Source organism: Sulfitobacter sp. S223 (assembly GCF_025143825.1).
GTDB lineage: Bacteria > Pseudomonadota > Alphaproteobacteria > Rhodobacterales > Rhodobacteraceae > Sulfitobacter.
Window position 1 is genome coordinate 1,289,058 of record NZ_CP083560.1, and the last position, 21,677, is coordinate 1,310,734.

14 protein-coding genes and 1 pseudogene are annotated in these 21,677 nt (G+C 55.8%); 8 read left to right on the forward strand and 7 right to left on the reverse strand.

Features of this window, described 5'->3' with window-relative positions; genetic code table 11:
• Positions 1–5: 5 nt before the first annotated feature.
• Positions 6–1,028: a Flp pilus assembly protein CpaB gene (gene cpaB / locus K3757_RS06230; protein ID WP_260000208.1), complete on the reverse strand. Its 1,023-nt coding sequence runs from the start codon at positions 1,026–1,028 to the stop codon at positions 6–8.
• A gap of 136 nt (positions 1,029–1,164) precedes the next feature.
• Positions 1,165–1,341, reverse strand: a complete 177-nt coding sequence (locus tag K3757_RS06235) for a Flp family type IVb pilin (protein WP_260000210.1) — start codon at positions 1,339–1,341, stop codon at positions 1,165–1,167.
• A 587-nt stretch (positions 1,342–1,928) separates the two neighbouring features.
• Here K3757_RS06235 and K3757_RS06240 point away from each other — a divergent pair.
• From K3757_RS06240 to K3757_RS06265, 6 genes are all read left to right on the forward strand, one after another.
• A complete protein-coding gene (locus K3757_RS06240; RefSeq protein ID WP_260000212.1) occupies positions 1,929–2,771 on the forward strand; it encodes a LuxR family transcriptional regulator in 843 nt (280 codons plus the stop codon).
• Between the two features lie 508 nt (positions 2,772–3,279).
• Entirely contained in the window at positions 3,280–5,058 is a 1,779-nt protein-coding gene (locus K3757_RS06245) for a heme peroxidase family protein (RefSeq protein ID WP_260000214.1), read from the forward strand.
• A gap of 34 nt (positions 5,059–5,092) precedes the next feature.
• Positions 5,093–6,757, forward strand: a complete 1,665-nt coding sequence (locus K3757_RS06250; protein WP_260000216.1) for an amidohydrolase family protein — start codon at positions 5,093–5,095, stop codon at positions 6,755–6,757.
• A 45-nt stretch (positions 6,758–6,802) separates the two neighbouring features.
• A complete protein-coding gene (locus tag K3757_RS06255; RefSeq protein ID WP_260000218.1) occupies positions 6,803–8,044 on the forward strand; it encodes a matrixin family metalloprotease in 1,242 nt (413 codons plus the stop codon).
• Positions 8,045–8,067: 23 nt separating this feature from the next.
• Positions 8,068–10,269, forward strand: coding sequence for a S8 family serine peptidase (locus K3757_RS06260; RefSeq protein ID WP_260000220.1), 2,202 nt, complete (start codon positions 8,068–8,070; stop codon positions 10,267–10,269).
• A 62-nt stretch (positions 10,270–10,331) separates the two neighbouring features.
• Complete coding sequence (locus K3757_RS06265) at positions 10,332–11,399, forward strand: serine protease (protein ID WP_260000222.1); 1,068 nt, start codon at positions 10,332–10,334, stop codon at positions 11,397–11,399.
• A gap of 67 nt (positions 11,400–11,466) precedes the next feature.
• Here the strand turns inward: K3757_RS06265 and K3757_RS06270 are convergent.
• Together K3757_RS06270 and K3757_RS06275 are read right to left on the reverse strand one after the other, a co-directional pair.
• A pseudogene (locus tag K3757_RS06270) lies at positions 11,467–11,681 on the reverse strand (IS3 family transposase); the annotation flags it as partial.
• 517 nt (positions 11,682–12,198) lie between these two features.
• Positions 12,199–12,333 (reverse strand): hypothetical protein, encoded by a 135-nt coding sequence (locus K3757_RS06275; protein WP_260000224.1) that lies wholly within the window; start codon positions 12,331–12,333, stop codon positions 12,199–12,201.
• 472 nt (positions 12,334–12,805) lie between these two features.
• Here K3757_RS06275 and K3757_RS06285 point away from each other — a divergent pair, with 472 nt between their 5' ends.
• Both K3757_RS06285 and K3757_RS06290 read left to right on the forward strand, forming a co-directional pair.
• Positions 12,806–16,144, forward strand: coding sequence for an adenylate/guanylate cyclase domain-containing protein (locus tag K3757_RS06285; protein WP_260000226.1), 3,339 nt, complete (start codon positions 12,806–12,808; stop codon positions 16,142–16,144).
• A 77-nt stretch (positions 16,145–16,221) separates the two neighbouring features.
• Positions 16,222–17,442: an NAD(P)/FAD-dependent oxidoreductase gene (locus K3757_RS06290; protein WP_260000228.1), complete on the forward strand. Its 1,221-nt coding sequence runs from the start codon at positions 16,222–16,224 to the stop codon at positions 17,440–17,442.
• A gap of 61 nt (positions 17,443–17,503) precedes the next feature.
• On the opposite strand, the gene K3757_RS06295 is transcribed toward K3757_RS06290, so the two are convergent.
• From K3757_RS06295 to K3757_RS06305, 3 genes are read right to left on the reverse strand one after another with little or no spacing between them, the layout of a single operon-like run.
• On the reverse strand, positions 17,504–17,959 hold the full coding sequence (locus tag K3757_RS06295) for a VOC family protein (RefSeq protein WP_260000230.1): 456 nt from the start codon (positions 17,957–17,959) through the stop codon (positions 17,504–17,506).
• A gap of 48 nt (positions 17,960–18,007) precedes the next feature.
• Complete coding sequence (locus tag K3757_RS06300) at positions 18,008–19,654, reverse strand: FAD-dependent oxidoreductase (RefSeq protein ID WP_260000232.1); 1,647 nt, start codon at positions 19,652–19,654, stop codon at positions 18,008–18,010.
• 42 nt (positions 19,655–19,696) lie between these two features.
• Positions 19,697–21,565: a thiamine pyrophosphate-binding protein gene (locus tag K3757_RS06305; RefSeq protein ID WP_260000234.1), complete on the reverse strand. Its 1,869-nt coding sequence runs from the start codon at positions 21,563–21,565 to the stop codon at positions 19,697–19,699.
• Between the last annotated feature and the right edge of the window lie 112 nt (positions 21,566–21,677).

Below are 21,677 nucleotides of genomic sequence, written 5' to 3' on the forward strand. Positions count from 1 at the left end.
ACCTCTTACTGCTCGATCGTCTGGGTGACGTTGATCGGGCGGATCCGCGGAGTGATCAGAGGGGGATCAAGAGGAACTAGTTTGATTTCCTGTTCGTTGACAGACCTGGGCGCCGAATTGATTTGTCCATTACTCTCCGGTTCGGCGGCAAGTTCGGTATCAGTCGCGACTTCGGTTTGGGTGACTGTCTCAGGCAATGCCAAAGGATCAGGCTCATCGATTTGTCGCCGGATGGTCACAACCTCAAAAGCAGTGCCACGCCGCACATTAACGGTTGGTTGGATCAAGGCTTTTTCAGCCGGTCCTTCCTCTTGCATCAGGTCGCGCAGGCGCACCATTTCCATCGGCTTGTCCTCGACGCCGTCAAGCGATCTCAACGTGAGGCTTAAGGAGCCGGCCTTTTGTGCCAAAGCCAACCGTTGGCCTTGTTCGGGTGTCACCTCAACAGTGATTGTACGCGCGATTTCAGGCTGGTCTTTCAGTTCTTCGGATTGTTGATCGACACCGATGACACGAATTTCCTGCAAGATCGTCACCGCGCGCATGTCCTGTCCGGACCCTTCGGTCATAACAATATCGACAAAATCACCGGGCGTGACAAAACCGCCAACAGCGGTGACAGCGTCAACCTTAATGGACATGGCGCGGGTGTTTTCCCCGAGCTTTTGGACCAATGTGACCTTCTCACCGAAAAGCGAGACTTTGGTCGCGATCATGACCTCGCCGGGATAAAAGCGGCCTTTCGCCCGACGTAGCTGATCACGATCTGCGGGCACAAGGTGTGCGATTTCAGTGAATGCACCTGGTGGCAGCGCAGCACGCGGCCATGGGTGAATTGTGACATGGTGTGTTTCGATAGTCTGACCAAAGGCGATTTCCGATCGCGCAATGTATATATCGACAAGCTCTGACCCTGTCGCATCTTTGACGGTTTCGGGTTGCACGAGAAGGTGTTCTTTTGTCACGAAGACAGAACCGGCTGCGATCGCAATTCCGAAAACCGTCGTAATGATCGGCTTGATCCGCATCTTTGTCTCCAATGTTCAATAATTCAAATGTCGCCACCCCAAATGGGTCAGGTCAAATACGGCCGTTGGCGTCGTCCCTGCGCCATCAAGCGGCGCAGGGTATTTTTGTATGGGTCATGCCTAGCATGCCCGCAAATTAGCAGGTCGCGCTGCCCAGAGCCGTGCAAGCACCAGTCACGTTGTTGTTGGTGGTCGTGCCCAGATAGGTGAACGCACCCACAGCGATTGAGGCAACAACCAACAGCGCGAGGCCATATTCAACGATCGCTGCACCGCTTTGGTCTTTGGCGAAGTTTTTCAAAAATTTGGTCATGTTTTTTCCTTAAAGGTCTATTTATAAAATCGCGTTGGATTGGTTCCGCAGCTTAAGCCTGAGACGACGGTGTTTCAGCGCTTGGTTAATGTTACGGCGGAAGGGACGTTCTGCGCATCCGTCAAACGTTCAAGGAATGCATCTTAAAATTGTCCAAATTTTAGAAAATCCAACTAAGGATAGAAATATTTGCGAATTGAGAGGGAGTTATTTGAGGATCTGCGAATCGCTAATTGTATTCGGAGGTCGAACAATTTGACTGAAATGAGGAAATATTAAGACATCATGAAAAAATAGGTACTCTGGGTGCTTATAAAGGTGATTTGCTGAAATTTGTGAAGTTTTATATTATATTACAATTGTGTAGGTTCTCATGACGGGTGTCGCTTTCTACAAGGCGCACTGGGTTCTGCCCAAATTTTACCGCAGTCCTAAGGGAATTTTGTTGCCCTAAGCCGCTTTTCTTCCCACCCTTACCGTCACGGTGGGGGCCGTTGTCCGTTTATTTTTCTAACGGAATTGTTGCCGGTTTTTTTAGATACGAGTTTTTTAATAAGTTTGTTCGAGTGGGGGAGCGAGTTTTTAAGATGAAATTTTCAGACTATCCGGTGGCAACTGATTGCCTCGGGCTGGTGTCGGATTGGACATACGCATTAAATGGTAATGGCGAACTGTCGGATGTCCTGGATCGGCTGATGCGGCTTTTAAAAGCCGAAGTTGTCGCAATTGTCCGCATGTCAAAGGCAGATTTTAGTACGCATTCTGTGGCACGCAGTGACATGCAAAAAGGCAAGATTTGGCCGACGCAATTCCGCTCTTACGCGGACGAAATCGTTGGCGAATTCATTTCAACCGCCAAAGTGGGCAGTATTTGGAAGTTGTCGGAAGCAAAAGCGTCCGATTTCGAGCAACTTGCAGATAAAGGCATCGGAGTGGCTGGCAACATCTTTGAAGGCATTATCAGCCCTCTGGAAACGACACGCACTTATATCGACTTCATTGAACTGCATTTTGACCACCAACCTGCTGAACATGATCTGAATCTTCTGGTTATGCTCATTGGTACATTGACACGTGAATGGAGCCGGCGGGCGCCTGCTTCTGTTTCAAAGGCGATCAACCAAAAACGCAAGCTTTCGAGAGTTTTGGAGAGAAAGGAAAACCATTTTTCAGTTCTTGATCCGGAAAATCCTGCCCAGCTTAGTAGGTCCGAATACCGCATTTGCTCGCTGCTCTCTGAGGGAATGACCGTGCATGTGATCGCTAAGGTTTTATCAATTAGCCCAGCGACAGTGCGTTCACACTTAAGTTCGACGTTTTCAAAGACGGGTGCCACCAACCAGGTTGAACTGTTGTATCAGCTTAACAACAAACCAAAGCTATCCCAAGAAACAGACGTCATTGAGAAATCAAATCATCGTATCAATTAGAAAAGAGTCTACAAATTCTACAACGGGTCTGGGTTTGGCAAAGTGGGTGGCCCACTTTTGCAATCGCTCCTCCGTATGCCGACGCATTATGGAAACAGCCAACGGAAGTAGACCCGATTATGTACGATTAGCGAGAAACGTTTGAGAAGATGATTTTAACACTTTTCTGCATTCCTCGACGTAGAACAAAAACAAAATGCGGCATGAAAAGCAACCCGACTAAATCCCTGCTGAGCCGCAAACCTGTTCTAAAATGAAGCCACTTAAGTCGGGCTGAGTGTCGGGTTTTTCTGTTCAGTGCGCATCCTTCCAAAAGCCTGCATTAGACCGGGATCGAATCAGTGATTCGAGGCCTCGGACGTCATGAAAATCAGATGGATCGGGCTCGGTTTGGCCGATTAATTTAGCGATTTCAGGGGTATATTGGGGTATGGAATACCACCATAGGTGGAATGTTAACGTAGGGTTAACATGGGGGCCTTATTTGAAATTATTTTGAGGCCTTAACATGACACTTTTTGTCCAATCCCATGGGGGATCCAACCGTACTTCTAAACCCGAAACCAGAGCCACGGCAGCGCCAAATGCGCTCGTTCCTGCGACCGGCGATGTAGCCGTCGACGAGTCGGCAGATTTCGGGTATCTTTTCCCGCCCTCCGGAAATCCGGGGGATTATATTTCCGATGATGCGCTAGCCGAGCTCGACGAGCTGGGCGATCTCATGGTGCCCGCAGAAGATAATGCCAACACACAAGTCACACCCGATTCATCACTGCCGCCAGTGATGACATACTGGGGCCAGTTTCTCGACCATGAGCTGACCGCACGGACGGACCGCGAGACTGACATCTCCAAGATTGACACAGCAGTGCCGACGATGTCCGCTGCCGAGATCGAGACCAAGCTCAAGAACGCGCGAACACCGCGTTTCGATCTTGATAGTGTCTACGGCGGTTTGCCTGTTGGTGCGGATATCACCCCCGATGTGGTTACGGTCATCTCAGGTATGCGGCATCCGACCCACCCTGAGAAGATGCGCGTCGGTACGGCTGAAAACATCGGGCCAATGCCGGATGCTCTTGATCCGCATCGCGATCTGCCTCGGTTCCAGCAGGTCCAGCAAGAGGTGAAAGACGCCTATCTCAATATCCTGCGTGACAAGCTTACGCCCGACGATTTCGCCAAGTTTGAAGCTGGTCTGCCGCAGCGGGCGATCATCGGTGATATGCGCAACGACGAAAACCTCGTGATTGCGCAGTTCCATCTGAGCTTCCTGCGGTTCCATAACAAGGTCGTCGATTACCTTGAATCCCATGAGACTGGCTGGCTACCCGATTTCCACGCGGCGCAGGCGCTGACCCGACTGCATTACCAGTGGTTGATCGTGGATGGCTACCTAAAGGGGATCTGCGATCCGGCCGTCGTTGATGCGGTGCTGGCGGCCAAAGCGCAGCATTTCTTCGATTTTCGCGCCGCCCACGCGACGCGGGTGGGGGCCGAAACACTTGGCAATGCGATGGCGTTGGAGTTTTCCGTTGCCGCCTTCCGCTTCGGTCATACGATGGTGCGCGACGCCTATGACTACAACAAGAACTTCGGGCGCTCCAGCGGCACGCCAATTTTACCAAAGGCGCCGTTCGACGAGCTGTTCCGGTTTACAGGCGGGGGCGGATTCCGCGGCGGCCAGCGTTTGCCGGAAAACTGGATCATCGACTGGAACCGGTTCGTGGTTGCGGACGGCGACGACTCAGACGGTCTTCCGGCACGTGTGGCGCGCAATATCGATACCTTGCTGGCGCCGCCCTTGGGCGATCTGCACAATGAAGCTGTTGATGAGGCGAATCCCAACATCAAGGCCCTGTTCCGCCATCTGGCAAAGCGCAATCTAAGGCGCGGGTTAAGCTTGCGGTTGCCGACCGGTCAGGCGCTTCATGCACACCTGAAATCTGTCGGCGCTTTGAACAGTGACCCAATCGTCAATGTCGCGGACCTGCTGGACAACAAGCCAGACCTGAAGGCGTTTCTCGAAGGGTCGCAATCGCGAATGTTCGAGCGTACGCCGCTGTGGTTCTACTGCTTGGCCGAAGCCGAGGCGACAGGTGGCAACCATTTGGGTGAGCTTGGAAGCTGGATCGTCGCGAGCACTTTCATCGGGACGCTGCTGGCCGATCCGGATTCCGCGCTTAGCCTCGATTTCACACCGCAGGACAGCCCGCTTCGGGCCCCGGACGGCGGCCCGATCGATAGCATCGCCAAGTGGATGCAATTCGCGCTGGTGATGGAATAGTGCGGCCTGCGTATCGCGTCAGAAGGAGGAACCTATGATTACGCGCAGACGCCTCATGCAACAGGGGGTCGGGCTTGGCGGTCTTTCGCTATTGCCCGGATGCGGATCAATTCGGGAGTATTTCCAGCCGGAAGTCTCCCGCACGGCAATCGACATTCACGCCCATATCTTCAACGGGCGCGACGTGCCGATTGTCGGGTTCCTGCAACAAGTCATTCTGCGCGACCCGCACGCACCGGTTGACGACATGCCGATCAGCGAAGGCTTTCTCAAGCTGCTGACCAAGATCATGCTCTCTGGCACGCCGGGGGCCGCGCAAGAGCTGGAAACGTTGAACACGCGTGGCTTCGCCCCCCTGTCGGAACCCGACGTGCTGCGGCGCGATGAACAGAACGTGGCCGCCGGACTGGCCGCGTTCAGCGCCGACATGGGACAGCAGACCGCAGGCCTACGCACGACCCGCACCGAAGAAGAACAGGTGTTTGATCAGATCGCCGCAGAGGTCGGGCAGGCGGGGCTGCGTAATTCGCTGCAAACGCCGGAAAATCAGGCCCGCATTCTGGCGGCCCAGATATTTAGGCCCGACAATGCCGGTGCGCTGACCCAAGGCGAGGACAGGAGCTACCGTCATCGCTCGCCGTTCATTCAGACGATACGTTGGGCCGGGCTGCTAACACGGCCTAGAGTGGATATTCTAGCAGAACTCGGACGGCTCTATGGCGGGCCCACGGGCATAAGGATGTTTTCACCCTCTTTGGTGGATTTCAGCGCGTGGTTCAGCACCAACGAAGACGTTACCCCGCTGGAAAACCTGATCACGCTGTTCTCGGCCATTGCAAAGGATTATCCAGATGCGCTCGTCCTGAATTTTGCGCCCTTCTGCCCCTTGCGCGCAGCGCTCGAGGCCGAGGACGATCCTGCCATCGACACGCTGCGGCACGTCAAACGCGCAGTGCTGGAGGAGGGCTTTGCCGGTGTTAAGCTTTATCCACCCATGGGTTTCCTGCCAGCCGGGAACGACCGAGTAGAGATCACCTGGGCGCCGCGTACCCCGCTGGCGGGGGGCGCCGCGCTCGATGCCGAACTCTTCAAGCTTTATGACTGGTGCGCGGAGAACGAGGTGCCGATCAAGGCGCATGCGAATAATTCCATCGCTGCCGGACCCAATACAGGTGTTTTCGCTGCCCCCGACGGGTGGCGCGCGGTGCTGGACCGCCCGGGGCTGAAGGATTTACGCCTCAACCTCGCGCATTTTGGCGGTTTCGACGAAAGCGCGCCCGCCGGGGCTTTGACGACCGGAACGGATTGGGAGGAATCGCTGGTAGAGATGCTGGAAGTATATCCCAATCTTTACTTCGATCTCAGTTACTGGACAGACGCCGTTGACCCGCAGTCGCCAGCGCGACCGCGCGTGATGCAAAGGGTGTCCGCACTAATCGGGCGTACGCCGTTGATGATTGACCGGATGATGTACGGCTCGGATTGGTCGATGATCGGGCGGGTACCCAGCCATCCGCAGTACCTTGCCGGCGTGCAGACAGCGCTAGGCGACCTCACGCTTGATGAGGCGCAAAGCGAACGGGTGATGGGGGGCAACGCGGCGCGCTATCTAGGGCTGGCTTCCGGCGGGCAGCAACGCGACAGGCTGGCGGCGTTTTTTTCCGGCCATCCTGTCTACGAGAAGATTTTTAACAGCTAAAGACCGGAATTTTACCGGATCGATATTTCATGGAGGCAATTTTCAATGATGAAGCATGTATTCTTTGCAACGGCTCTTGTGGCTTTACCGTTCGCCACGCTGGCGCAGGAGGCCACAGAGGAAGAGGCGCGTGAGGCGCTGAAATCCGCCGCCGAAAAAGCGCGCGAAGAGGTCAAGCAACTGACGTTTGAGGAATTCCGCGACCGGACGCCTTTCGTTCCTGAAACAGGTAAATATTACGTTAACGGTGACACTCCGATCCGCAACGAAAAGCTGCTGCGGGAATTTTACGAGCGCAACATAGTCAGTTCGCCGCCCGTGCCCGAAGGTGATGTGCCGGAGTTTACGATAATCACCAACGGTGGTCTCGATCAGCTTTGGGGTGACAACATCAAGAACCAGCTGAGCTATTGCGTCAGCGACGCGTTCGGCGGGCGTCACACGTCTGTCGTGGTAGAGATGGAGGCAGCTGCCGCTGCTTGGGAAGCTGTCGCCGATCTTGATTTCATTTACCTTCCCGGCGAGAACGCGGATTGCAATACCGCCAATTCCCGCGTTCTTTTCGACGTGCGTCCGGTCGATGCGGGCGGACAATTCTTGGCTGCGGCATTCTTTCCCAATGATCCACGGCCAGATCGAAGCGTGGTGATCGACCCGTCCTCTTTCGAGCTTGATCCGAACGGCAACCTGACTCTGCGCGGTGTTCTTCGCCACGAACTGGGACATGTAATAGGTGCCCGTCACGAACATGTGCGGCCCGACGCCGGTGCCTGCTTCGAGGATGACGACTGGCGGCCGGTAACCGATTATGACGCTTTCTCGGTGATGCATTATCCGCAGTGTAACGGGCAGGGCGACTGGACATTGCGCCTGACAGAAACTGACAAGAACGGTGTCGCCTGTATCTACGGGGCGGCTGTTGGTTTCGCGATTGACCCGTCGATCTGCACACCGCTGCACGGCGGTAGGGTCGCGGTGACGGAAACCTTCGGACCTATGGATGTGGGTCAGGACGCGTTCATTATGATCGGGTCCTTTCCGGTCCAGTCCGGCAGCCCGTTTAGCGCCGTGATGACTGGCGCAGGTCCCAATCCGGGGGATCCTGACCTCTACGTCACATTGGACGGTCCGGCCTTGGTGTCCAATTTCGATTGCCGTCCGTTCTCGACCGGTGCGGAGGAAACTTGTGCCTTTGACGTGCCTGAAGGGCGCGGCACCGCTGTTGTCGCCGTGCACGGCTACGACGCAAGCTGGTTTTCCATAACTGTCACCCATACAGCGCCATGAAACACCACCAAGGAGGAAAGCTCATGACACATCTTGCCTGTATCACCGCCCTGACCTTGTTGACTGTAGCTGGAAGCGCCAGCGCGCAGGGCACACAACCGCTGGCCGAACTGGAATGGCGTTCCACCAGCGAAACCGACGCCGAGTTGGCTATAGAGTTAAGCGCGCTTTACGCAACACTCTATAACTCAGGGAACCTTTCCGTGCGCGAAGTGACCCTGTCCCAGACACCTTATGTGGAGCCGCTGCTCCGCAATGAGGGCGTATTTATGGGATCACATTTTCCGCAGGTAATGGATGCGCTCATGTGTGACATCAACGAAGATGCCTGTTCGCGCACACGCAGACCCGTGGCCAAAGAGACGCTGAGCAATCTCGCTGCTCATGTCGGTGGCTTCGCTGCAACGCAGGGGCGCTGGACAACGCAGATCGGCGATCGGGTGAAAATACCGGACTACCGCTTTGATAACGTGACAGTGCTGGCGCGCATCGTGGTGTCTGGCGATTGGACGCCGAAGGATTTTCAGGCTCCCGAGGGGCTTGATTGCCGCCAGTGGGGCGATAGCTGCGAGGCGGTTGTTACACGCTACAACCCGCCGACTATTCGCACGACCGGCGGCAGTATCCGCGTCACGGTTCCGCAAAAGCGTCTGTCCACCACGATAGCCCTCAAGGCCGACGACAGCTCTGATATCGGACGTGCGCTCAGCAATCTTGGCATGACCCAGTCCAGCACAGCCGCCCCTGATTTCGTGAACATGGGCGTCCTGTCCACCGACTGGCAGAATTTCAATGCGAATTTCTCGCCGAACGACGGGGCCGTGCGCACGCTGGGCAAGAACCTGCGGCCCGTGGGCTCGGTGTCAAAATATGGTGTCGGGGACGAGGCCTATTACGCGCACCAAGTGGATTTGTTCAAGCTGATCAATCATCCCTACGGCACCGAAGAAGATATGCCCGCGGAATACCAGCGGTCAGTCGGTGTGGTGGTGATCGACAGCAAACTTTCAGCGGGTCACTGTGACTGGCCCGAGGTTGCCAGCACGGATGGCACAGTGCTTGATGTGCCGGAAGTTCTCGAAGCGTCAAGCGGTGGCGAACCCGCGACCCCGCCACCAACCGATTGCGCAACGATAGATGATCTGGCGCTGAGTGACGGTGATCACGCGGCAGCAAGCGGCGGGCTCATCGTGTCGCAGCGCAATGGCAAAGGCATCGTCGGGCTAAACCCGTCTGCGCGCCTTAGTTTCATGGAATTCGACAAGAACGCCGTGGCGGACACGCAGATCGAAAGACTGGTTGATCAGGTCCAGCGCGATATGCCTGATGATACGCGGGTGGCAAACATGAGCTTTGGCATCATACCGCTGTTCGGTAATTTTGATGAGGTCGAGGCAGCGCTGGCTGCGCAGGCCGGCCGGATGCTGTTTGTCGCCGCGGCGGGTAACGAAGGCCGCGCGCTTGATCCCGAAAGCTGCCGGATTTTACCTGCCTGTCTTAACCAGCTCGACAATGTCATCACCGTTGTCGGCCTGAATGCTGATCTGCAAGATCCGATGCCGTGGCGAACCGCGACGCAGGGCACCAATACCAACCCGGATTTTGAACTGGGAGCCATTGCCGAGAACGTGCTGTCCACCGTGTCGGGCAACCGTTTTGCGCGTCGTAAAGGAACCTCCATCGCGGCGCCACAGGTGTCTGCCGCGGCTTCGCTAATCTTTGCCGCAGGCGAGTTCATCTATGGCGATGGCCTTCCAGGGGCGCAACTGTCTCCGAAAGTGGTCAAGGACCGCTTGATCTATACTGCAGATTTCTTTGCGGGGCTTAGCGGCGACGTCCGTGCAGGGCGGCTGAATGTAGGGCGTGCCATCGACCTGCGCGATGCGCAGTTCGTCCTTTTTGATGGACGAAAGATCGCGGGGCAGGTCATTGAGGCCCCCGTAGAATTCACCTGTCTCACGACCGACAACAGCCAGAAGTTCCAGAAGTGGTGGAACGTGCGCCGCCTCGTATTTAATGAGGCGCGCGAGCGTCATATCGTGTTCCGCCAGACCGGTGGCAGCCTTGGTGATCGTAGCTCAGCGCTTGAACGCTATCCGTCCTGTCTGGTGAATACGCTGTCTTCGCCAGTAAAAGTACGCAGTCGGCACGGCACGGATTTCGTCGTCAGCGAATTCACTTTCGCCGACATCAAGGATTACACTTCACCGCTGTTCGACGAATGAGACGGGGTTGGATTCTGGCGGCATGGATAGTCGCGTCACCGCTTTTTGCGCAGGAAGCTCCGGTGCTGGAAGCATTTGTTGACGGTGAAGTGCAGAACAGCAGCATCCGGATCGGCCCGACCGAAATGTCCGCGACGCCGCCGGTCTTGTGGACAGATGAAATCAGCCGACAGGGAAGCGATTATATCCGCCTGTATCTCCGGACCGAGGGGCAGGGGTTTGCGGATGATGCCTTTGTCAGGTTGACCTCGGCGCTTGATCAGAGTTTCGATATTCCGTTGTCTGAGATCGGTGAGGAAGGATACTGGACGGACTTGCTGCCGCTCGGGCGGGTGCGGATTGCGCTGGTATCGAAGACAAAGCCGGAAGCGGGCGCGCTGCTGATCGAAGAGATGGCTATCCAGCGCACCAAGGGCACACTTTATTCCCCTTGGGGCGAGAACGAAATCATGCCGATCAACGCGCAGGAGGTGCCAGAGGCGGTGCGCGCGCGCTCTGCTCCGATCGCGTTCCTGTCTTTCATCGACGGTGGGTTCGCGCGCACCTGTACAGGATTTCTGATCGCACCCGATCTTCTGGCCACAAACGAGCATTGCATCAATAGCGACCAGACCTGCCGCAGCATGACCGCTGTTTTCGGCTACGAATTCGATCTTGAGAACCGCCTTGTCATGGGACCGCAACTGCGGTGCGCCAATTATGATGCGCAAAGAACGAGCTTTGATTTCGACATCTCGGTGATCCGGCTCACACGTCCGCTAGGCCCGGAATTTCCGCCGGTTGACATCGCTGCTGCAAGCCCGTCTTCCGAGGGCCCATTGTTTATCATTCAGCATCCGGGATCGCAGCCCAAGCAGGTTTCCTTTATCAATTGCGCCGCGCGCCAGCTCAACGTGGACGGCCGCGCGCCGGGCAGCGATTTTACCCATACCTGTGATACGGCAGGGGGCTCATCGGGGTCGCCTGTTTTCAATGCAGAGGGTGAGATTGTTGGCGTGCATCACTTCGGCTTCATGGATGATCGCGATGGTATCTGGACGGAAAACCGCAGCGCGCGTGCGGATCTGATTGCGACTTGGTGGCAGGATTGTTGCAGTGTGGAGAACGAAACGGAAAACCCTATGGAGTAGCGACTGAGCGCTTGAGCAGTGCCACGCGCGTGGTCGGAATTTAAAGTTGGTGTGTGTTCGACTTTTGGTCGATCAGTGCGATGGCCTCAGTCGAGTTCAGCTTGCGTTTCACTCGGATCACCGGACATTCCCGGCTGTGTTTATCCAGGATATTCAGTGTCCGAAGGGCATAGCCGCTCTCTCTATATTGTATTGCACGGAGTCGTACGACCAGACATGGTTGCGATGCTCCGGGCGCAGACAGATAAACGATCCGTCGTTCAGCCAAAGCGTCCCCTTCTGCTTGCAGTGTCTTGTCGCATCGAGGACAGGTGGCTTTGGATCAACTGCAATGCCAGAGCCAAATGTGTGATGGGGAAGGACTGCTGCATGAGTTGTGTGATCTGACCAGATTTTTGGGATTTGGGGTCAGTGAAGCGGCTCAAGTCTCTGCTAAAGAAACATTTTTTTCCACATGGCATCATACTCTGTGCCGCACGTTGGTGCCTGTGTTACCCTTTAACTTATCAAAACGTTATAGGTATTTTGGCCGAGCGATGCATTCCGGTTGATCGCTCGACTTTTTGTCGCTGGGTGCAAAAGTTGGGGCCGGAGCTGACCAAGCGGATCGAAAAACATCTGTGGCGTGACAGTTTCGAATGGCACATTGACGAAACGTACATCGGCTTCAGTGGCAAGTGACGCAAACTGTGGCGTGCGGTTGACGGCAACTGCCAGATAGGCGCCTGACCGCCTGACCTTGTGGCGAGACGCAAAAGCGGCAAAGGCCTTTATCAACTAGGATATTTATCGTGTCTGGCTACATAGGCCAGTTGCAAACTGCACCGATAAAGCGACCACCTATCGGCTGATCATCGGCGGGCTCAATCATCGGTATGACGCGGACTTCGACAGAAAATGGCGCAACATCACCATCAAGTGCGACCAAACTCATAATAAATGACCGGTGTTAGCGGCGAACTTCGCTTCATAGGCAAGCTGTTCGAAGCTGCCTGCACCAATGCTGCGCATTCACGGCCGAGAGGTGTAGGCAAATTGATGCAACAGTCCCGGCTGCGCCCTTTCGCATGTCCGAATGACACAAGGCTTATCCCAAATTTATGGTGTCTCGAATCCTGCGGGCGCCTGAGACTTATTGACAGCTCTATGAGCGGGTTGAACCGGAGGATGAGTTCCACTGCTGCCGGTTCAACCATGTTACCGCGGTCAAGCGAATTATCGGGTTCGAACGCGGCAGCGGCGGCACGCCAAGCGTTCTCTATCAGCGCTGGATGCTGGACGTCGCACTGTTCCCCGAATGGCGAAATTTGCGCGGCGGCCTTTGGGTCCGGTGTTTGCTTGTTTGGCGGAATTGCCCTCACTGCCGAGGCGTGATTATGGTATGTGAAACGGGTGGGGTTGTGATCGTGGATATAATTACTTGGCTCAGCGAACTGAATTTGAACCGATATGCCGAGACCTTCCGGAGCAATGAAATCGGACTGGATATCCTTCCGGACCTGAACGAAAGCGATCTGACTGATCTTGGTATTCCTCTGGGTGACCGCAAGCGGATCATGCGCGGTATCCGAGCGTTTAAAGGCGAGCCCGTCCCATCGACGACACATCAGGCGTCGCCGGATTTTGCGTCAGAGGCCGAGCGGCGGCACCTTACGGTGATGTTCGTTGACTTGGTGGGCTCTACCCAGATAGCGAGCGAAATTGACCCCGAAGAGATGCGTGACCTGATCCGCGCCTACCAGAATGCCGTCGCCGGTGAGGTGCTGCGCTTTGGCGGTTACGTCGCTAAATTCATGGGCGACGGTGTGCTTTGCTACTTTGGTTTTCCTGCCGCCAACGAAGACGACCCGGAGCGCGCGATCATGGCGGCGAGGGCCATCATCAAGGCGACAGCTCTTATCAGTACGACCAGCGGCAATTTTGCAGGGGTCCGGACTGGGATCGCATCGGGTATCGTCGTCGTGGGAGAGATTGTCGGAGAGGCGGAGGCGCGCGAACGCGACGTTGTCGGAGAAACGCCCAACATCGCGGCGCGGCTGCAATCAATTGCTGAACCCGGTCAGATTGTGATCGCACAGACGACCCAGCAGCTTGTGCGTCAGGTCTTCCGCACCACAGAAATCGCGCTGCCGGACCTCAAGGGGATTTCTGGTGATCTGCGCGCCTTTCTGGTTGATGACCCCCTGACGGCGGAAGACCGCTTTGCCGCCACGACCGGTGCCGAAAAGGCACCGATTGTCGGCAGGAAAGCAGAGATGGACAGGCTGTATCACGGGTGGACACAGGTCGCAGGCGGGAAGGCCGTAGCGGTCATCCTAACAGGTGAGCCGGGCATCGGTAAATCAAGGCTGGTACATGCGTTTTACGACCGTGTCGGCGATGGTGACCACGCGCGGACGGTGCTGTTCTGCTCGCCTCATCATACGCAAACGGCGCTGTATCCGATCATTTTCCAGCTTGAAAAAGATGCAGGCATTCTTCCGGAAGACGCTGACGAGATTGCCTTTGAGAAACTCAGAAGCCTGTTGCCAGAATTACTGGAGAAAGACCCGGCCAACGGCAGGCTCTTTGCCAACCTGCTTGGGCGTAAGTTCGATGCGCATCTGGGGGCTCTCGAAATGGCCCCGAAACAAATGCGCGCGCGAACAATCGAACTTTTGACAAGCTACCTATTGATGCGACCGAACGGGGCCCCGAGCCTCATTATTGTTGAAGACATTCATTGGATAGATCAGACGACAATCGAAGTGCTGCTCGCCTGCCTGTCTTTGCCCGACGCCCGCAAGACCTTTTTCCTGATGGTGGGCCGGTCCGATGGAACCCCTGCGGCCTTAAGCGCTGTAATAGATGACCAGATAAATCTGACGCGTCTCGACAAAGTATCGGCACACGCCATCGTCATGGAGTTAACGAAAGGGAAGGGGCTTCCAGATCGGTTGTTTGACGAGATATTCCGCAAGACCGATGGCGTACCTCTCTTTGTTCAGGAACTTACAAAGATGATCATTGAATCGGACAAGATTGAAGAGACCGACACTGAATACCGGCTGACCGGGCCGATCAGCAGCCTTGCGATCCCGTCCAGTCTGCATGATTCACTGATGGCGAGACTTGACCGTCTGGAACACGCGAAGAAGACGGCGCAGATTGCCGCATGTATCGGACGCACGTTTGATTTTGATATTCTGTCGGACCTCACATTACAGAGCCCTGCGGAAATGAAACATTCATTAAATGAGTTGATCGAGGCAGAGCTGGTAGCGACGCCCGAAGCAGGCTCTTCAATCTACAGCTTTTGCCATGCGCTGGTTTGTGATGCTGCCTACGAGAGCCTGTTGAAGTCCCAGCGCCGGAGGATACATGCCAGAGTGGCCGAACATATGGAACGGCAGTCTGCCTCGCTCGAAACGCTGGCCTATCACCACGAAGCGGCGGGTCATTTCATGTCGGCTGCGAAGTGCCTTTTGGGCGCGGGCCGCAACGCACTGCGCATCAGTGCTGCTGTCGAGGCAATAGACCGGTTCCAAAAGGGCATTGATTTGCTGGAAACCTTGCCATCGACAGGCGAGACGAAGCATCTTGAAATGCTGCTTTTGGGGATGTTGGGCATAGGCTTTATGCAGACCAAGAGCTGGGGCGCTGTCGAAGTCGATCAGGCTTACTCCAAAGCGCTAAAGCTGGTTGATGAAACCGACAACGTCACCGAACGTATTTGGGTGATTTGGGGGGCATGGGTGTATCAGCAGGTCCACGGGCAGATCGGCGAAAGCCAAAGCAAAGCGCGGCGGGCCATGGAAATTGCACAGGAGGGTGGCAGTGATGATGCCCTGCTTGTAGCCCATGTCATGTTGCTCCAGGCAGCGTTCTACGAAGGGCGCTGGAAGGACGCGTTAGAGCATGGCGCGCAGATCGAACGCTTCTACGATGCTGAGAGACACGGGCCCCTCCGGGATGCATATTCTTTGGACCTGATGGTGGTCTGGTATGTTCATGGCTGTCAGGCCCATTGGATGCTGGGAAATTTTCAACAAGCCGATGAGATGCGGGCAAGGGCGCGCGCCTTTTCCGAAGAAATCGATCATATGTATTCACGCCTGTGGGTTTCGGTCTGGTCTGCAAATCTGGACCTTTTGAACGGGGATTTCGCACATATCCAAAAGACTGTTCCCGCAGCGATCCAGAGCAGTGAAACACATGGGTTTGATTATACCGCGCGGCTGGGCAATCTGATATTGACCGCCGGACAGTTGAACAGCGTGTCCGACATTGAAGAACTTGATCAGGCGATAAAGAACTTTCAGGTCACTGGCGCAGGCATATCCATCCCTTATTTTCTGGCGTTGAAGGCACAGGCGCTTTTAAGGACCAATGACACCGCACAGGCGCGGACTGTCTGTGAGGATGCAATCGCGATCATTGACAAAAACGGTGAACGCTGGCCGGAACCGCTGGCCTATTGCATTTTGGGCGACATTCTGGCCTCGCCTGCGATCAATGACAAAAGTGGCGCTGAATCGGCCTATCGGCGATCGGCAGAGCGGGCGCGGCACGATCACGCAATTGTGTGGCAGGCTCAGGCGGAATTGGGTATTCTGAGAATACATGTTGCGAACGGTGATCAGGCGCTTGCGCACAGCTCGCGACAGAATTTGGAACAAAGCCGCTCAGAACTCGAACGGTCGGCATCTTCGGGCCACAGCAGAACGATCGCGAAGTTGATCGCTGAATTGAACCGTAACGACTGACCGGGCTGGTAGAGGACACTGCCAGCTTTGAATGGTTCAAGTGGCTTTTTCTTAAGGTAGGAAGGGAAGGTTTTACCATGTTTGATGCAATTATAGTTGGGGGCCGGTGTGCCGGTGCTTCGCTTGCGATGCTCTTGGGCCGACAGGATTTGAAGGTCCTTCTTCTGGATGCGGCCGAGTTCCCGAGCGACAAGGTCACTTCCACACATTTTATATGGCAGTCAGGTACTGCGTGCCTCAAACGTTGGGGGTTGCTGGACAAGCTCGAAGCGACAAACTGTCCCTCCCACCAGAACTATGTACTCGATCTTGGCGGTCTGGAACTGCGCGGTAGTGTCCGCGCCAATGAAGATGGCATGAGTACCAGCTATGCGCCACGCCGCCATGTCATTGACAATCTGCTAGTTGAAGAAGCGAAGGCCGCAGGCGTCGAATTCAAGCATGGCTGCAAGGTTCTGGGGCTGCTGACCGAGGATGACCGCATCGTCGGGCTGCGGTATCGCAACATGCAGGGCGATACCGTAGAAGCGCATGCAAAAATTGTAGTCGGCGCAGACGGCATCAATTCCACCATCGCCGAGTTGACCGAGGCGGAGACATATAATCACCACGACAAAAGCCAGCAGATCTTCTTTTCGTATTTCAAGGGAGCAGAATTCCCCGATGTCGAGTTCTATTCCCGGCCCGGACGCATGGGCTTTGCTTGGGCAACCAACGACGGTGAGGTTGTTGCCGGTTTCTGCTGCCGTGGTGCCGACGCCAAGACCATGACCGGCGACATTGACGGGCACTACTGGAAAGAATTGGAGGCCATGTCGCCGACTTTCCACGCGCGGCTAAAATCAGCAACGCAAACCGTTCCGGTGCGCACCGGCGGGACCCCGTCGTTTATGCGCACGGCCGGTGGCAAAGGCTGGGCATTGATCGGGGATGCGGGGCTGAACATGGATCCGGTAACTGCGTCGGGCATTTCCAACGCCTTTATTCAGGCGGAAATGTTGGCAGAGGCGATTGCATCTGGTCTGAAAGACAGCGATCTGGATCAGAAAGTAAGCGCGTTCGGCGAAGCCCGCGATGCGCGGTTCGGTCCCTATTTCGCCTTCACCGCCGATCTGGCCCGGCTAGACCCGGAGGTGCCGGAAGAAGTAATGCAACTGTTCATGTCGCTTCCCGGTCAGCAGGATGACATCGACGCCTACTTCGGCGTTTTTGCCCAGACGGTGCCGGTGATGGAGTTTTTCGACCCCGCCAATGTAACGCGCATCATTACAAACGCAGCAACGCCCATTGATGCCTGATATCGCAACCTGCCCGAAACCACGGGGCTTCGGGCAGGGTGCATGATCCAAAGGCCTGCCCCTAGCCGCCGTGCGGAGGGGGAGGGGTGGCCATCATCGATTCCGTGAGTTGGACGATCACGTTCTCTGGCCCCCGAAAGTAGACCGTTTGGGATTCGAAACCTTCTGCGGTCACCACATCACTCAGGAATTCATACCCCCCTGATTTGAGCTGCGATACCTTGGCCGCGATATCCTCGACCAGAAAACCGAAATGTCGCAGGCCCTTGCGGTTAAGTTGGGAAACATCGGGGTTGTTGATCGGTTCGGGGTTGATGAATTTCAGGATCGCAATCCGTGTCGCAGTGCCTTGGCAGACGGCCGGGAGATAGTAGACCTTGCAATTTTTCATCTGCGCCAGTTCATCTGCCCACGCGCCCTCAATGGTCCGCCTTTCACCGATCTCGCAATCAAAATAGGTGCGCAGGAAGTTGGCAACGCCTTCCTGATCATCGGTGACCCAGGCGATATGGTTCATCATCGGCTGCATTGTTTTTCCACTTCTTGTTAAATGACTTTGGATTAATCAGTCCTGACTTTCCCAGGTTGGCGGCATCAGCCCCAGATGGTGCTGCAGCATGTCTTCGGCGGTGGCCAGTGCCCCTTCGACCCATCCTTGGGCATGCGAATAGGATTCGCCGCATATGAAGACGGGCGTGTTCTTAACCGGCTGAACGATGTCGCGGCTGACCTCGTGACTGCGCACGCCGACACGCCAGAAATTAGCACCACCGCCATACGGGTCATCCCCCCAGTCCTGATAGGATGCGGCGTAGGGTGCGGGGATTTCCGGCATTTCGGTCACGCCGTGCATTTCCATGATCTGTCGATGCACCTCGTCGACCATACGTTTGGGGGCCGGAAAATCACTCCAGGCCGGCAATCCGTCTCCGGGTGCGTCGCCGCCTTCACCCTTGAAGGTCACTTCCTGACTGCGCAGACCCGCCCAGTAGGATAGTGCCAGGCCGTCGTCATAGATCAGCACCACGGCCTTGCCGGTCTCCGGGTCCTTGTCCCAATAGTAGAGCTGCCGCACGGGCAGATCCGTTACGGATTCACCTTCGGTAATTTTCGCCATGACCGGTTTTCCATCGCTGCCCAAGACCTTTACCGGCGGCAGCGTTTCCCACCATGCGTAACTGTAGCAAAGCGCCAGTTTGAACAGCGGTATTGGCGTGACTGCTTCCATAAGGTTGCGCACAGACTTATTGTCGGGTGCCATGACCGATCCGGTCGGCGTCAAAAGCTCCAGCGCGCGCCGTGGCATGGCCAAGATCAGGTTGCGCGCCTTGCGGACAATCAGATCGTCTCCGTGTTGGAGGGTCAGTTCCACACCCGTGCTTCCGTCCGCCATCCGGGTTGTGTCAAAGCTGACAAGGCGGTGTTCCTTGTGAATTTTCCCGTCTGCCGCCTCAAAACCGGATGCGCATTTGAGCGGCACCTCCTGATACCCTTCGGCAAGACGGGAATAGGTGATCGATTTGCCAAAATCGGCAAGGTTCCAGGGGAACCCGTCCGCTCCGTTCCACGTGTAGAGGATGCTGTCGTAACCGCTTGAATCAACCGCAAAATTGTAAGCCTCATGGCTGATCTCGCGTTGCATGAGATACCGTAGCGGCAGATCCCCGATGTTGTTGCCTTCGAATTCGACAGTTCGCGCAATGTCGAGCCAGTTCACTGTGGCCAGATCGATGTTCTTGCCAGTCATCGTGCGCAACAACCGTTCGGCGGCAACGACGGTGAAGCCTTTGGACAGCGTGGTCTTTGAACTCTCGTCTTCCATGAGGTTGTAGGGCAGCTTGGACGCGTCGTCCAAATCCTGCATGCGCAATCGCGTGTTGCGCAGATAGGCTATGTTCTGGGGTTTGCTGACGGGGAAGGGCACTGGTGTGAGACCAAATAGCCCGACAAGTCCGATCACGTGCTTATGCTCGGATGTGTAGCGCATGCCGCCGACCTCGACGCGCGTGTTGGGCACACCGGGCGGTTGCAACGACAACAGGCGCCCGCCTATCCGGTTGGATTGTTCAAAGACGCAGACGTTCAGCTTGCCCTGCGGCAGCGGCGAATTCTCGGTGCGCTTGGAACCCATAAGACGCATTGCGCTGTAGACACCGCTCACCCCACCGCCCACAATTGCGACGTCGAGTTCGCATTGATCTTCTTTGGTCATCTTGAATATCCCTGTATCAGCAGAAATTCGGTGCCTGCCATTTCACGCGTCACAATCGGCTTGTGGCAGCGGGTTGGGCCAGCCGTATTTGGGCATCGGTTTGGTGTCGATATGCAGGACCACAACCTGCGGTTGGTTGTCGGTGCGGGCACGGTTCAGCGCCATCGACAATTCCCGCTTCATGTCGTCCGGCCCCTGTTCCTGAGTGATTTCGACGGCATATGCGCCCAAACCTTCAGAGTATTTCACCAGATCCGGCGCACCCAGTTTATAGTAGTCGTCCCACTCGTCTTCGGGCGGGAACAGAACACCCATTCCCTGGCTGACCATCGCCAGATCGTTGTCATTAAGAACGATCCAGATCGCGCCAACCCGATTTTGCGCCGCGGTCGATATTTCGGAGCCATGCATCATGAAAGCACCGTCACCGACGATGGCAACGCAATCCTTGTCCGGTGCACCGATCTTGCCGCCCACGACCGCACCCACGGCAAAGCCCATCGGCCCCATCCCAAGGGCGATGTGAAACTGATTTGGCGGATCAATCACCATGTTGTTGAGCGACCAGCCGACACAGTTACCGGCATCAATAAAGATATGACCGTCCGTAACCAATTCGTTGACGATACGCATTGCGGCAGCAGGGTGCAGCGGCGTGGCGTTGCCCGCACGTTCCGTAGGGAACTCGAACGGCGTGGAATTCTTGATCGACATCACCATCTCGCGCCGGGCATCGGTGTCTCCGGACGGCTTGGCATTGACTGCATGGTCGATAAGCTGATCAATTGCCGCACCTGCGTCACCGACAACGCCGAGCGTGATGGGGAAAGATCTGCCTATGACGCTTTGATCCAGGTCGATTTGCATGCAGTGGTGTTTGGGTACAAGCATCTTGTCGTAATGCAGCATCGCTGAGGGCGACGTGGCCAGTTCACCCAAACTGGATCCGATGACCAGTAGGGCGTCATAGTGATCGGCGTCGTCCCTTTCCTTCATATAGAGTGCGGGCCACAGGCAAGGTGTCATGCCGTAATTGCGCAAGGACATCGGATGACTTTCCGGAAAGATCCCCTTGCCGTCGGGCGTGGTCATCACCGGTATTGCAAAGTGATCGGCAAGGGCCTTCAGCTTTTCCAGGCGCCTTGGATCGCGCAAAGCAGCACGTGCGCCGTTGCCCAGAAAGATCAGTGGCTTTTTGGCCGCTGCCAGCGCCGCGAACACCTGTTCCATCCGCGCGGGATCAGCGCCGCTTGGCTCCGTGCGGTAGTTCTCGGGCGACTTGGGAAAGGGCAGCCCCACATTTTTTGATTTCGGGGTGGCTTTCGGTACAACGCATGTGCCTGCGACATTGTTGGGAATGCTCACATGTGCGGCGCGGCGCGGGCGCGACATCGCATTTCTAAGCGCTTGTTCAATGAGCGTCTGAAAGCTGGATGCAGATGGGATCATAGCGCTGGATTGAACGGCGTTCTTGTAGATCGCGTTCACATCCAGATGCGCATCGACACCTTCCTGTAGATATCCCTGACCGAAATATTGCTCGGGCACCTCTCCGGTGATGGTCAGAACGGCAGAATTTCCAGCCTCGGCGTTCATGGATCCGGTCAGCGCATTGATGCCAGAAGGTCCCGCCGTGGTCAGAACCACGCCCAGCTTGCCAGTCACCCGGTGATATCCGTCGGCCATGTAGGCCGCGCCGGTTTCATGTCGGCAAATAATGAAATCGAACTGATCGCGTTGACGCCTGAGTTCATCCGCGATGTAAATTACCGCCCCGCCGGGTATTCCGAAAACCTTTTCCACATCCTCAAGCTTGAGATACTCCAACAACAGTTTTGCTACAGTCATGTTTTGGACATGGTTTTCAAGATATTCAGCGTGGATGCTGCGACCGATTGAATCGTTTTTCATAAATGCTCCGTCATTAAAAAGTTGATGAAATAACTAGTTAATAACTGCGCCGTTGGAGCTTTGCCGCCAAGCACAAGGCAGTAAAAGCAGGCAGGGTGGCACCCCCTAATGT